11 protein-coding genes are annotated in these 14,276 nt (G+C 61.5%); 4 read left to right on the top strand and 7 right to left on the bottom strand.

Annotation, left to right across the window (positions count from 1 at the left end; genetic code table 11):
- Positions 1-3: 3 nt before the first annotated feature.
- The 6 genes from LDZ21_RS21905 to LDZ21_RS21880 all read right to left on the bottom strand — a co-directional run bounded on the left by LDZ21_RS21905 (position 4) and on the right by LDZ21_RS21880 (position 9,289).
- Positions 4-1,152, bottom strand: coding sequence for a DSD1 family PLP-dependent enzyme (locus LDZ21_RS21905; protein WP_244796037.1), 1,149 nt, complete (start codon positions 1,150-1,152; stop codon positions 4-6).
- Positions 1,153-1,272: 120 nt separating this feature from the next.
- Complete coding sequence (locus LDZ21_RS21900) at positions 1,273-2,511, bottom strand: CaiB/BaiF CoA transferase family protein (protein ID WP_244796036.1); 1,239 nt, start codon at positions 2,509-2,511, stop codon at positions 1,273-1,275.
- A gap of 142 nt (positions 2,512-2,653) precedes the next feature.
- Positions 2,654-3,943 carry an MFS transporter gene (locus tag LDZ21_RS21895; RefSeq protein WP_244796035.1) on the bottom strand — a complete coding sequence of 430 codons (1,290 nt, stop codon included), beginning with the start codon at positions 3,941-3,943 and terminating at the stop codon, positions 2,654-2,656.
- 230 nt (positions 3,944-4,173) lie between these two features.
- Positions 4,174-7,236 (bottom strand): FAD-binding and (Fe-S)-binding domain-containing protein, encoded by a 3,063-nt coding sequence (locus tag LDZ21_RS21890; protein WP_244796034.1) that lies wholly within the window; start codon positions 7,234-7,236, stop codon positions 4,174-4,176.
- 53 nt (positions 7,237-7,289) lie between these two features.
- Positions 7,290-8,072 (bottom strand): 2-keto-4-pentenoate hydratase, encoded by a 783-nt coding sequence (locus LDZ21_RS21885; RefSeq protein ID WP_244796032.1) that lies wholly within the window; start codon positions 8,070-8,072, stop codon positions 7,290-7,292.
- Positions 8,069-9,289, bottom strand: a complete 1,221-nt coding sequence (locus tag LDZ21_RS21880) for a pyridoxal-phosphate-dependent aminotransferase family protein (RefSeq protein ID WP_244796031.1) — start codon at positions 9,287-9,289, stop codon at positions 8,069-8,071. The genes LDZ21_RS21885 and LDZ21_RS21880 overlap by 4 nt, the downstream gene beginning before the upstream one ends.
- Before the next feature lie 162 nt (positions 9,290-9,451).
- Between LDZ21_RS21880 and LDZ21_RS21875 the strand changes: the two genes are divergently transcribed.
- Positions 9,452-10,195 carry a GntR family transcriptional regulator gene (locus LDZ21_RS21875; protein WP_244796029.1) on the top strand — a complete coding sequence of 248 codons (744 nt, stop codon included), beginning with the start codon at positions 9,452-9,454 and terminating at the stop codon, positions 10,193-10,195.
- 74 nt (positions 10,196-10,269) lie between these two features.
- Here LDZ21_RS21875 and LDZ21_RS21870 read toward each other — a convergent pair whose 3' ends face one another.
- Positions 10,270-10,407 carry a hypothetical protein gene (locus LDZ21_RS21870; protein WP_244796027.1) on the bottom strand — a complete coding sequence of 46 codons (138 nt, stop codon included), beginning with the start codon at positions 10,405-10,407 and terminating at the stop codon, positions 10,270-10,272.
- Positions 10,408-10,499: 92 nt separating this feature from the next.
- Here LDZ21_RS21870 and LDZ21_RS21865 point away from each other — a divergent pair, with 92 nt between their 5' ends.
- The 3 genes from LDZ21_RS21865 (at position 10,500) to LDZ21_RS21855 (ending at position 14,234) form a co-directional block, all read left to right on the top strand.
- The gene (locus LDZ21_RS21865; protein WP_244796025.1) at positions 10,500-11,423 is read left to right on the top strand and encodes a DNA-3-methyladenine glycosylase family protein; all 924 of its coding nucleotides are present in this window, start codon (positions 10,500-10,502) and stop codon (positions 11,421-11,423) included.
- Positions 11,424-11,574: 151 nt separating this feature from the next.
- Positions 11,575-13,584, top strand: coding sequence for an MFS transporter (locus LDZ21_RS21860; RefSeq protein ID WP_244796024.1), 2,010 nt, complete (start codon positions 11,575-11,577; stop codon positions 13,582-13,584).
- A 197-nt stretch (positions 13,585-13,781) separates the two neighbouring features.
- Entirely contained in the window at positions 13,782-14,234 is a 453-nt protein-coding gene (locus LDZ21_RS21855) for a hypothetical protein (RefSeq protein WP_244796716.1), read from the top strand.
- Positions 14,235-14,276: the final 42 nt, after the last annotated feature.

The raw sequence follows: 14,276 nt of genomic DNA, 5'->3' as shown, positions 1-14,276 counted from the left end.
CGGCTATCGGGACAAACCGCGGGCGTCGATTGCCCAGAAGTCGACCACTTCGTCGCCGCGATAGCACACGTACTCGTCGTAAAGATTGACGGTCGGATCGCAATGACCCGGTGGCAGCAGGATGCGTTTGGCGAGTAGCGCCGCTGTATCGTGCTGTTGGCCGTCTTTTGCATGCAGCATGCCGTGTTCGTCATTCGCGGCGGCGTACGTGAGCGCCGGGTCGTCGCTGCCATCCAGCCAACGCACGCTGCGGGGAAGGCCCGAATCCACCGCAAGCCCTTTCAGTCCGACATCGAAGACGGCCATTCCGGGCCGCGTCGCGCTCATGATCGTCGACAACACGAAAAGGCTATGACGCCAGCGCAGGTTGCCCTTCCATGCGAGCGAACCGTAATCGCCATCCATGAAGACATACGATCCCGGCTGGACTTCCGTATAGACGCCGCTCGCGGCATCGAACTCGACGGTGCCGGTGCCGCCGCCCGTCACGATTGCGCTTTGGATGCCGCGTGCTTCAAGTGCGCGCACGAAGTTCGCGGCACGATCGGCCGCGTGACCTGCCTCGGTTTTGCGCGCCTTCCAGTCGGCAATGTGCTGTGCGCCGCCGTGATAAGCCTGGATGCCCGCAAAGCGCAGCGCCGGCTGGTCGGCGATCGCATCGACAAGCGACAGCAGCGCGTCCTCGTTCGTCACGCCGCAACGATGCTGACCGGCATCGACTTCGGCGAGCACATCGATTTTCACGCCTGCGCGAGCGGCGGCATCGCCGAGCGCGTTGACTTGCGGCAAGGCATCGACGCAAACGGAGAGGCGCACGTGCGCTGCGAGTTCGACCGCCATTGCGAGCTTGTCCGCGCCGATGAATTCATTGCTGATATAGATGCTCTCGATACCGGCAGCCGCAAACGGATAAGCCTCCGATACCTTCTGACAACACACGCCGACCGCCCCCGCCTCAATCTGACGCTGAGCAATGGAAACAGACTTGTGTGCCTTCGCATGCGGTCTAAGCGCGACGCCGCTGCGCGCGACAAATGCCGCCATCGTCGCGAGATTGGCTTCGAACGCATCGAGATCGATCAACAGCGACGGCGAAGCGACAGTCGAGAGCGCATCGCCGACACGGCAAGCGGGAGGGGGCACGAGCTTCATGGTTAGCTTCGACGAGTAGGCAGGCGGTCCGTCATCTTACCGTCCGGCGTTTGCACTCTGCATGCTGCGTGCTGCATGCTGCATGGTGCATGGTGCATGCAAGATGCAAACGCCCAGCCATCACGCCAGCGCATCGACCTCCAGAATCGCGCCCTCGTTCTTCAGCGACCGTATGCGCGCATCGTCGAAGCCGTATTCGTGCAGCACTTCCGCCGTATGCTGTCCGAGCGTCGGCGCCGAACGCGATGGCCTCGTGCACCCATCGGAGAAGTGAATAGGCAACCCGATACCGCGCATAGAACCCGCAAGCGGATGTTCCGTCTCGACGATCATCCCGCGCGCAATGGCCTGTTCATGCGACGAAGCCTCCGGCACGCTGAGCACGGCGCCGCTGGGCAAGCCGATTGCATCGAACGCTGCAAGCCAGTCGGCGGTATCGCGCTCGACCAGCCTCACGGTCAGAATCTCCACCAACGTCTCGCGATGCCTCAAACGGCCAGCGTTGGTCTGAAAGCGTTCGTCTTCCGCAAGGCCTGGAATGTCGAGCACACCCACGAGCCGCTCGTAGTTGCTCTGATTCGCGGCGCCGATGTTTACCCAGCCGTCCCGCGTGCGAAATGCCTGATAGGGCGCGCTCGTCGGGTTCGCGGAGCCTGCCTTCGGCAGCACCGTGCCGTCCGCGAAATAGTTTGCGAATGCCCAGTACATCTGTTGCAGTCCCGCTTCGAAGAGCGACGTGTCGACCATCTGCCCTAAACCCGTCGTCATCTTTCTCGCATAGGCCGCGCTGATGCCGAGCGCCGCGAGAATGCCCGCGTTGATGTCCGTCACCGGCGATCCCGCCTTGATCGGCGCCTGGCCGGGCTCGCCTGTCATGCTCATCAGTCCGCTCAGGCCTTGCGCGATGAGATCGAAACCGCCCTTGTCGGCCATCGGCCCGGTGCGCCCGTAACCGGAAATCGCGCAATAGATGAGGCCAGGGTTGACCTCCCTCAGCGCTTCGTAGCCCATGCCGAGTTTCTCCATCGTGCCGCGACGATAATTCTCCGTGACGACATCCGCCGTCGCGAGCATCGTTCTCAGCACCTCCTTGCCGCCTTCCATTTTCAGATTCAGCGCGATGCCGCGCTTGTTCCGGTTCACGATAAGGAACGACGCAGACTCTCCGCTCGGAAGAATCGGCGCAAAGCGCCGGCAATCGTCGCCGTTCGGTATCTTTTCGACCTTGATGACATCGGCGCCCATGTCCGCGAGCATCATCCCGCAGATCGGTCCCGACATAATGTGCGCCAGCTCGATCACGCGCATGCCCGCGAGCGGCCCTCCACCCTGTTCCGTCGATGCAGCTGTTTGTTCCATGCCTGCCATATCGATATTCCCGGTAAGTCGCTGTCACGGTGTGATGAAAAGCAGCCGCAAACGTCGTCGGTGCATGTTGCATGTTGCATGTTGCATTCGGCACACAACATGCAATTCTGTCGCCGCGCGGCCACCTCGCGCCTCACACCAGCTTGCCCGCGTGCGCGGCCTGAGTCTTCTCTTCTTCGGCTTCCAGCGAACGGTCCGGCCGCATCGTGAACGAAAGAATGATGCCGGCCGCCATGACGATCATCGATACGGTGAACGGCAGATTCCAGTTGCCTGTGCGGTCGATGATCCACCCGCCAATGACCGGGCTGATGATCGCGGCGAGCGCCGATCCTGAATTCAAAATGCCGGATGCCGTGCCCGCATGCTTCGGTGCGATGTCCATGGGCACCGACCACATCGGCCCGATAGTCATTTCGTTGAAGAAGAACCCAGCCGAGAGGCAGATGGCGACGAACGTCATCGATATGTTGGACACCAGCAAGATCGGGGCGAGCGACAGCAGGGTAAGCAGCATGCACACGCCGACCATTACATTGCGCGCAAGACGCACGTTGCCGCTCTTGCGCAGGATGCGATCGGTCACCGAACCACCGAGATAATCACCCAGCACACCCGCGAAAAACACGCCTGACGCAAACAGCGCGGACTTGCCGAGCGGCATGTGATAGTTGTGCAGGAAGTACTGCGGAATCCAGCCGAGAAAAAGCCACAGCACCCAGCCATAGCAGAAGTACACAGCCGTGACCGGGGCCATGCGGCCAAGCAGAAGGCGCCACGGCACGGGTTTGCGTTGCTTGACGCCCGAGTAGTCGGCAAGGGTCTCGCATTCGCTCTCGGTGATGCGCGGATGATCGCGCGGGTTATCGCGGAAATAGAAGACCCATGCGATGGCCCACGCGAAGCTGATGATACCGGTGATAATGAATGCACCGCGCCAGCTCGTAGCCACCATCAGCCACACGATCAATGGCGGCGCCACTGCATTGCCGATGCGCGATGCTGCATGCGTAATACCTTGCGCGAAGCCGCGCTGATCGGCCGGCATCCAGTTGGACATGGCGCGCGTCGCCGTCGGGAACGTCGCGCCTTCGCCGAGCCCGAGCAGCACTCGCGCGACGATCAGCGACACGAAGCCGCCTGCCATGCCGGTGAGCACCGTTGCACCCGCCCAGATGATGGCGCACAGCGTGAGCGTCCGACGCGGGCCAAAACGATCGCCGACCCATCCGCCGATGATCTGGAAAATCAGATACGGATAGGCGAATGCAGAAAACACAAAGCCGATTTGCGTGTGCGACAGGCCGAGTTCGGCGCCGAACTGACTCGCGGCGGTGCTGACATTGACGCGGTCGATATAGGTGATGAAATACATCGCGCATAACAGCAATAGAACGCGCGTAGTGGCTCGACGGAACATCATCGTCTCCTTGAGATCGCGTGCGTATCCCCGGCGCAGCAATGCGCCGTGATTACGGCATACGGAACATCGTTGGGTGCGTCGAATGAGGGCGTAGTACCCGCGTTCACTGCTACGGTCTGCGTCTATGCAAGCGGCGGGTGCGAGGTTTGCGATGTGATGTCATGGCGTCGTCTCCTGTCTCGGATCATCTGCATGTCCGCTGTTATGGTTTCGATAAAAACCTGCTTTATTCACCTCAGGCTCGAGTGAGTTCTTGACAGCGCGCGTTCGAGCACTCGCGCCACATGCCATGCTTCAGTCCGCGCGCCGTCCGCAATTTGATGCCGGCAGCTCGTGCCGTCCGCGACGATCAAGGCATCGCCTGCATCCCTTGCCTTTCGCACGGCCGGCAACAGCGACAGTTCGGCCATCGCTTGCGATGCCGGATAGTGCTCCGCCTCATAACCGAAGCTGCCCGCCATTCCGCAACACGAGGACTCGATCGTCTGCACATCGAGGCCGGGAATCCAGTTCAATACCGTCTCTACGGGCCGTACCGCATCGAATGCTTTCTGGTGACAATGGCCGTGCAGAAACGCCTTTTGCTTGTCGATCGGTTCGAGTTCAAGCTTCAGGCGTCCGGCCGCTCGCTCTCGGACCAGGAACTCTTCGAATAGAAACGATGCTTCGGATAGCTTACGAGCCGCATCGCCGTATCCGTAGCCGAGGAACTCATCGCGCAACGAAAGCAGGCACGATGGCTCGAGTCCGACGATCGACACGCCCCGCTCGACGAAGGGCAGCAATGCATCGAGCGCACGGCGCGCTTCGGCTTTGGCTTCGTCGACGAGGCCTGAGGAAAGGAAGGTGCGGCCGCAACATAAAGGACGCTCGCCTGCCTTCTCGTTGAGATGAACCACATAGCCCGCAGCTTCGAGCACTCGCTTTGCTGCGTGCGCGTTTTCCGGCTCCATGTAGTTGTTGAAGGTATCGACGAACAAGAGCACTTCCTTGTCGGCGGACGTGGTGCGCTTGTTGCGCGCATCGCCGAGGAAGGGCTTTTTGAAGACCGGGAAAGCACGCTGCGGCGCAAGCCCGAGTGTTGTCTTCAGCCAGTGCGCTGCGCGGGGCATGCGCGATTCGAACGCACCGCTCAGCGCGGGCATGCGACTCGCATACGGCGCATAACGTGGCAAGAACGCAATCAGTCTTTCTCGCAAGCGCAATCCATGACGCGCGGTCCATGCTGCACGCGCTTCGATTTTCATGCGCGCCATATCGACGCCGGTCGGACAATCGCGCTTGCATCCCTTGCACGAAACGCAGAGATCCAGCACGTCTTTGACTTCCTGACTTGCGAGTGCGTCGCCGTCGTCACCGAGTTGACCGGACAGCGCGAGCCGCAGGGTATTCGCGCGGCCTCGCGTGACATGTTGCTCGTCTTTGGTGATGCGATAGCTCGGGCACATCGTGCCCGCGTCGAACTTGCGGCAGTGGCCATTGTTGTTGCACATCTCCACGGCTTTCGCGAGCCCGTGCGTAAGGTCGCCGCCTGAGTGCGCCGCGCCCTCTTCGCCGGTCAGCGGATTACGCGTCACGTTCCATAGAGACCAGTCGAGTCGCGGTTCGAATGCGCGCTCGCGATACGTCGGCGGAAAACGAAAGTTTGCGGCATCGTCCATTTTCGGCGGCGCAACGATGCGATCCGGGCTCATGCGGTTGTCGGGATCGAAGAGCCGCTTGATATCGCCGAACGCTTCATTGATGCGCGGCCCGTACTGCCATGCGACCCATTCGCCACGGCATAGGCCGTCGCCGTGTTCGCCTGAATAGGCGCCCTTGTATTCGCGTACGAGCGCCGCCGCTTCTTCCGCGATCGCGCGCATCTTGATTGCGCCATCGCGGCGCATATCGAGAATCGGCCGTACATGCAGCGTTCCGACGCTCGCATGGGCATACCAGGTTCCTTCGGTGCCGTGCTTCCTGAAGACTTCCGTGAGACGGTTCGTGTACTGCGCGAGATGCTCAAGCGGGACCGCGCAATCTTCGATGAAGGACACTGGCTTGCCATCGCCCTTCATGCTCATCATGATGTTGAGGCCAGCCTTGCGTACTTCCCACAGGGCTTTTTGCGGCCCGGCATCGGGCATCTGCACGACTGACCCGGGCAAGCCGAGATCGCTCATCAACTCGACGAGTTGTGCGAGCTTGCTCATCTGCGTGCCATGGTCCGCGCCCGCGAATTCCACCAGCAGCACTGCTTCCGGCTTGCCGACCAGCGCTTTTTCGATGACAGGACGAAACGCGGGATTCGACATTGCCAGTTCGATCATCGTGCGATCGACGAGTTCGACCGCAACGGGACCGAGCTTCACGATGTGCTGCGTCATGTCCATCGCATCGAAGAAGCTCGGAAAGTTCACGACGCCAAGCGTTTTATGCGCGGGCAGCGGCGCGAGCTTCAACGTCAACTGACGGCTGAACGCGAGCGTTCCTTCTGAACCGACCAGGAGGTTCGCGAGGTTAGCTTCATCCGCACTGAAGGGCAGCGGACTCTGGCAGTCGAAGAGGTCGAGGTTATAGCCTGCCACGCGCCTCAAGACTTTTGGAATGCGTTCGCGCATCTCATCGCGCTCACGCATGGCGATATCGCGCACGCCATCGATGAGAACGCGCGTGCGAGCATCGCTCTGCATCGTCGAAAGCGTGCCGAAGCGCGCTTCGTGACCATCGGCGAGTATGGCGTCGATAGCGTCCACGTTATGCACCATGATCCCGTATTCCATTGAACGGGAGCCGCACGAATTGTTGCCTGCCATGCCGCCGATCGTGCATTGCGCGCTCGTCGATACATCCACCGGAAACCAGAGGCCGTGCGGTTTGAGCCAGGCATTCAGGTGATCCAGCACCACGCCCGGCTCGACTGTGACGGTGCGCGCTTCCTTGTCGAAGTGGACAATGTTGTTGAGCCACTTCGTCGTGTCGATCACGAGCGCTTCGCCGACGGTCTGCCCGCATTGACTGGTGCCCGCTCCGCGAGCAAGCACGCTCGCGTTGCTATCGCGCGCGATATCCAGTGCGCGTCGCAAGTCGTCCTGATCTTTCGGCACGACGACACCAATCGGCATGATCTGATAGATCGATGCATCGGTCGCATAACGTCCGCGCGATGCTCGATCGAACAGCACGTCGCCCTTAAGCTCTCGTTGAAGACGCGCCTGCAAGGGCGTCGGCGTTGCGTCGGGCCGTGCGCGCGCCGACGCGGGCACGAGATGAATCGGCTTGACCAGACGGTCGGTCGTGGAATTGAGCATCGTCGCTGCCGGTGAGTGCCGGATGGTCTTTTGAATGCCTTATGCGGCATGCCTTATTCGAAATGCAATTCGACAGGCGGTAGGCCTTCGATTGCTCCGGTCGCAGTGCCCGGCTTAGCCGGAAACGCGATGCCGGTATACGAACCTGCCGTGATCACCGTGCCCTGCTCTACCGTCAGTCCGCGCGAGACCGCATGGTTGATCGTCCACGCGAGCAGACGGCGCGGATCGCCAGCCGGATTTGCGGGCACACCCTGAAAGAGCGATGCATCGTCGTACGTGAATGACATCGACGGCGACACGAACGGGAACGCTTCGTCGTACGGCACGCCGTCACCGACGACGAGCGCGCCGTGATTCTGCAAGTCCGCAAGCTGCCACAGCTTGTCTATGTCGGGCCACGCGGCGAAGCGGCTCGCGACCACTTCGATCGCCGCATGCACGCGATCGATTGCATTCAAAATGTCCGCATCGCTGTAGGGCCCGCTGCTCGCTGCAAAGCTGCGGTCGAAGGTGAAGGCCACTTCGAGTTCGAGCCCCGCCTTGCCGAAGCCCTGCATCGAAAGTCGGGCGCCCGAGCGATGCACGCCGCTTGCAGGAAGCAACGCGCCCTGGATGGGGCCCTCGGCGGACTTCGCGCCGACCTTCCAGCCGCCGATCGCCTTACTATCGTTGCTGTCGGCGCCCAGCGCGCGGAGCGTCGCTTCCTGCACGGCGAAAGCGTCGTCCACGCTCGTGGGGCGTGCGGTTTCGGGCAGATCATCCAGCTTCGCCCGATGCCCGCGTGCCTCGGCGAACAGACGCGCAAGCGCGGCTACGTCGAACGCGGCGCTCATGCCGCGACCTTCAGTTCGGGCTTGGCGACGTGTTCCGTCAAATAGTCCATGGCGGCCGCGACGCCGCTCTCTTGCAGCGGGATTCCCGCCAGTTTCAGCCCCATCTCACAGCCGGTGAGCGCGGCCATCAGCGTGAGATCGTTGCAGTCACCCAAATGACCGATGCGGAACATGCGCCCTTTCGCCTTGCCGAGCCCCGTGCCGAGCGACATGTCGAAATGCTCGTAGATGAGCTTGCGCACCGCGTCGGCATCGACGCCTTCGGGCGTCATCACGCCGGTCAGTACGGGCGAGCACACCTCCGGATCCGCGCACTGGATCTCGAGACCCCACGCGGTCACCGCCGATCGGCACGCGGCGGCGAGCCGGTTATGCCGTGCGAACACATTGTCGAGTCCTTCGCCGAGGATCATGTCGAGCGCTTCGGCGAGGCCGTACAGCAGATTCGTGTTCGGCGTATAGGGCCAGTAGCCCTGCTTGTTCATCTCGATGATCTCTTTCCAGTCCCAAAACGCGCGTGGCAGTTTCGCGTGCCTGGAGGCCTCGATCGCCTTTTGCGAAACCGCATTGAAGCTGATACCCGGCGGCAGCATGAGGCCCTTTTGCGAGCCTGAGACGGTCACGTCGACGCCCCATTCGTCATGGCGGTAGTCTGCAGACGCGAGACCCGAGATCGTGTCGACCAGCAACAGCGCGGGGTGGCCGGCCGCATCGATCGCGCGGCGCACTGCGGCGATGTCCGACGTCACGCCGGTCGAGGTCTCGTTATGCACGACGCAGACGGCTTTGATCAGGTGCTGTGCGTCGTCGCGAAGACGCTTTTCGATCATGTCTGGCTGCACGCCGCGACGCCATCCATCGATGCCCGGCAAGCCAAGGAACTCGGGCTTGAGGCCGAGGTTCTCGGCCATCTTTTTCCACAGCGTCGCGAAGTGGCCGGTCTCGTACATGAGCACGGTATCGCCGGGGCTGAGCGTGTTTGAAAGCGCCGCTTCCCACGCACCCGTGCCGGACGCGGGATAGATGACGACCGGCTGCGTCGTCTTGAAGATCTTCTTGATCCCCTCCAGCACCTTCAAGCCGAGCACGCCGAATTCCGGTCCACGATGGTCGATCGTCGGATAGCTCATTGCCCGCAGAATCCGGTCGGGCACCGGGCTGGGTCCGGGAATCTGCAGGAAGTGTCGGCCAGCGGGATGGAAATCGAGCTTCAGCATGGTGGCAAACCTTTTCAATTGAATTTTGCATGCAAAATACTTTAGCGCAGTGGGTGAGTCAGGCAAAGGTTTTATTAGGCCGAATGGCCTAGGGATAACCCGCTGGCGGTTTTTTCCGCTTTCGGTGCGCTAAAATTGCCGAAACGAATTTCGAGGTATTGAATGCAAAATCCTGACGTCCCGGAAGCGCGCTTGTCGCCCGCGCTCCTGCCGAAGCTGGAACGGCTCCGTTTGCACGACACGGTTGTGGACAATCTGCGCAACTTCATCGTTGAAGGAATGCTCGCGCCCGGCGTCAAACTCAACGAGCGCAAGCTGTGCGAAACGCTCGGCATCTCGCGCACGCCGCTGCGGGAAGCGCTCAAGGTGCTGGCTGCCGAAGGTCTCATCGACATCGCGCCGAACAGGGGCGCGTCGGTGTCGCAGATGAGCGACCTCGAGATCCGCGAGATGTTCGAGCTGATGAGCGGCCTGGAGGCATTCTCGGGTGAACTGGCATGCGAGCGCATCACGCCCGCCGAGATCGCGGAGATCAAGTCGCTGCACGAAGCGATGATTGTCTGTCGCATGCAAAATGACCTGTCTGGGTATTACGCACGCAATCGCGCGATTCACGACAAGATCAATGAGGCGGCGCGCAATACCGCTCTCAGGCAAACGTATGTGTCGATCAACCGACGCTTGCAGGCGCTACGCTTCCGCTCCAATTTCCAGACGCCGAAGTGGGACAGCGCGATACGCGAACACGAAGAGATGATCGCGGCGCTGGAGACGCGCGACGGACCGCGCATGGCTGCGATCCTGCGTCGGCACCTACTCGGCAAGCGGGATGCGGTGCTCGCCGAGCGCACGCTAACGACGGTGAAGCCTGCCTCACCGGCCGGGCGTGGGGCAAAGCAAGCGTAGTTCGCTGCGTGCGAGAATGATTTGTCCGAACGGACAGTCGGCAGCACGCTCGAGCATGCTGCGGAGAGCTGCAACTAAACACGGGCGACCCATGCCGCGTGATAGTCGCTGCCCGCGACGCTCTTATGTTCAACGTGGCGTCCGATCGGAGAGATCACGCCCAGCGCAGCCGTGATGACGATTGCGACGATACTGATAGTGATGGCGTTCATGTTGGCCTCCGTTTCGATGAAGCCATTGTCGACGTGAAAACTTAGCCGTAAATGAGCGCCCTCGTCATGGCATTCATCATTCCGCATACAAGATGCATTCGACGCAGTTACCCTCCGCCGCGACCATCGAACTACCGTACAAGCGCCCTTTCGACTGGGCACGGCTGATCGCATTTCTCGGCGGGAGAGCGTCGGCAGGCGTTGAATCGGTGGAAGGAGGCGTTTACCGTCGCGCGATCGAATGGCGCGGCGATGTCGGCATCGTCGAAGTGCGGCCGCATGCACGCACGCATTGCCTGATCGCGACCGTACAGGGCGATGTGCACTGCCACGCCGATGAACTCGTCGTCCCGCTTTCGCGCCTGTTCGACGTACACGTCGATCCGCACGAAATCGCGCGCTGCCTTTCGCACGATCCGCTGCTCGGGCCGCTCGTCGAGGCGACTCCGGGGCTGCGTGTACCGGGCGCGTGGTCCGGATTCGAGCTAGTGGTGCGAACCATTGTCGGCCAGCAAGTCAGCGTGAAGGGTACATCGACGATCATGGGCCGCATCGTCCAGCGCGCGGGCCGGCGCATCGACGGCCATCCGCACGAAGGCACGGCGTGGCGGTTTCCTACTCCACGCGAACTTGCCGATGCGGACCTCGCCCATATCGGCATGCCGGGCAAGCGCGTCGAGACCGTGCAGCGTTTCGCGCACGCGGTCGCGACAGGTGCGCTGCCGATCGACACACCAGGCGCGGACCGTGAGCATTTGAAGCGCGAGTTGCTCGCAATGCCCGGCATCGGTCCGTGGACTGTCGGCTATGTTGCGACGCGCGCCCTGCGCGATCCCGACGCCTGGCCCGATGCCGATCTCGTTCTGATGCAGGCGATCGCGCGACGCGAGCCATCGCTGCTGAAGCCAGCGCAGCAACGCGCGTACGTCGAACGCTGGCGTCCGTGGCGCGCTTATGCGGCGATGCACCTTTGGAACGGCGTCGCGCTGGATGCAGGGCTTGCGCGAGGCGGTTGAATCTTGCATGCGGTCGATTGCATTCAGCATGCCGAGCGGTCGCAAAATAGCCTAATCTCAATCGTGCAGGACTGCTCTGCGGCACCGGGGCAACGGCAGCGGCAGCTCGCACCGAAAGACGCATTGCAGGATCACCGGCGGGGAGTCGCACATGGACGCTGCATCACAGGATACGGCGAGTGGACGCGGTGAACGCACTGCATCAGCATTGGACACCGCGAGTGCATCCAGTGTACCGATTGCGCCGCGCGTGCAGAAAATCGTCGTCGCGATACACGGTATCGGCAATCAGTTGCATAGCGACACCGTACGCTCGGTCGCCAGCCAGTTCGGCGCGCGTTACGATCCGCCGTTGCCGGTCATGCCGCTCGGCTATTTCGATATCGCGGGCGTCGGCGAAGTCGATGTGCGTCAACTCGACCTGCCACAGGGCGGCCCTTACACCGCCGAGCAACGCGCCTTCTATTCGGCGCTCGGCTTTGCCGAAGTCTATTGGGCCGACATACCGCGCGAAGTGGTCAAGCAGGACGACACGCTAGAAGAAAGCAAAGCGTGGGGCCTGTCCATCGTGAGCCGCGCGCAGGCCGCCTACATGCTGAACGTGAGGGAGCGAAAGCTCGAACCCGCCGACTTTTCGCTTGCGGCGGGCGTCGTCGAGGAGGTCGTCGAGACCGTCGCGGTCATGCAGAGCCTGCTCGCGGTGACGGAAAAGACCGGCGTCTTCAAGTTCGATCTCGCACCCGTCCTGCGCGACTATGTCGGCGACGTTCAACTCGTGGCGGATTTCAAGCAGCATCGCGACACGATCGTCTATCGCTTCCATCGCGTGATGAAACGCCTGGTCGACCTCGTCACGACGCGCTGCAACTGCGCGCCCGAGGTGTACCTCATCGCCCATAGCGAGGGCACCGTCATCAGCTTCCTCGGCATTTTGCATGCACTCTCGCAGTCTTCTATACAAGACCCCAAGGACAAGAAACAGGCGATCAGCACCGATTGGGTGAAGTGCTTGCGGGGCTTCATGACCATAGGCTCGCCCATCGACAAGCACGTGTTGTTGTGGCCTGACCTATGGAGAAACATGGCGCTCACCACGCGCGAAACAGACGGCGGGATCATGCTGCCCGACCGGACTGGCGATCCGTTGCGGCTCGATGCGCGTATCAAATGGCGCAACTACTATGACTTTGGCGATCCCGTCGGCTTTGCCCTCGACACCACGCGAGCTTATCTAAGCGCAGCAGGCTGCAAAGCCTTCGAGTTCGAAGACAAGCACGACTATGGATTCGCCCGCTACTGGCTGCCCGGCAAAGCGCACACTGACTACTGGACCGATGCCGGCGTTTTCAACCACTTCATCGAGGACGTCATGCTCGGCAAACCGACCGCGCGCCCTCCGATAAGCCGCCGTGCGCGGGGCATCGTGAGTACGTCGATCCCCTATCTCCTGAGCTTTGCGTTGCATCTTGCAGCCGTGTTTTTTGTGTACAAAGCCGTGACCGCGTCATCCGACGCCGATAGTTCGAGCGGCGCGCCTGCGTTCATCCATCTCACGCGCTCGGTCTTCGCGCTCGCGTGCCTCCTGATGGGCACGACCGTCGCTGCGCGCATTCCTCGCCTCGTCAAGGCACGCGGTGCGATGCGCACCGATGCATGGCTGCGATGGCGCGTCGTTGCGCTGGCGGCATTCGGCGCTGGTGCGCTTCTTTTCTGGGTGGTGCTGCTGCCGGATGTGGCCGAGTTTCTTGCGGGGCCGTTCGCGAACGTCGTGCACGATCGCATGCAAGATTCAATCGTCGGCAAGCTCGTGTTCGTCGCGGCAGGCATCGTCGTTGCGCTTTCGGGCTGGTTCGCACCGCGAAAGCCGCGCTGGGGACGGCGGGTGATCGTCGGCATGGGAACGCTGATGACGGTGCTCATCGTCGGCGTGCGGCTCTGGGGCGATCTCGAAGACAAGGCGCTATGGCCCGTGGTGCTCGGGGGTCTTCTGTTCCTGTACGCGTGGTGGCTTGCGATCCTGATTTTCGATCTCGCGTTCGTGTGGCATCGCTATGTGCGCAACTCGGTCGCCCTCGATACGCTGCGCGCGTGGCGGTTGCAAGGGCGTGACGCGGAGCCTCGGCCGATCGTGCGAATGCACGGAAAACAGCCGACACATTAGATTGCATGCTGCATGCCTCGTGCTGCATGATGAATGCCGAATGCAAATCGGCTAATTGCATTGCCGGCGTATCAAACGGATCGTGCCTCGGACATCATTTGCGCAGCGCCAAGGTACAAAGACTAATCAAACAAGGAAGCGTCAGCGCTACGCTGAACGCATTGCTGCCGCCGAATACTGCTCTGGAGGAGACTTCAATGAACGAGAGGTCAAACTACGATTGGCAATATCAGGTGCGCGTCCGCCTAAGCCCTCGATACGCGGAACTGGCGCGCAAAGATGGAAGCAATCCGGCGCTATCGTCTCTCAACACATTGCTCGAGCGACACGACGCTCAATTGAAGTGCCAGTTCGATGCCTTCGCCGACTATGTGGCCGAAGCGGAGCGCGAAGGCACGGAGCATTACCCGTTGTATCGATGGACACGCGAAACCATCGAAAATCCCGGGAAGAAAGCGAAATATCTCGAAGCCTTCACGCTGTATGTGAATGGCGATGAAGTCTACGACAAGGCCATCGCCGATGCGCTCGAACTCGATCTCCAGGAACTGGCAGCACACGCAAGCGATGTCATCGTGGAAGTCCGAAAGTTCGACACGAACCCGGCCCACAACCCGCAACCACCGTCTTACGATCGGTCCGGCGCATAGCTCGTCGTCGATCACGCGCACGGCTTCGGCGTGCTCGGTCCG

It is taken from the genome of Caballeronia grimmiae (assembly GCF_022879615.1).
GTDB lineage: Bacteria > Pseudomonadota > Gammaproteobacteria > Burkholderiales > Burkholderiaceae > Caballeronia > Caballeronia grimmiae.
Note: the sequence above shows the minus strand (reverse complement) of the source record. Positions and strands in the feature narration are given on the sequence as shown.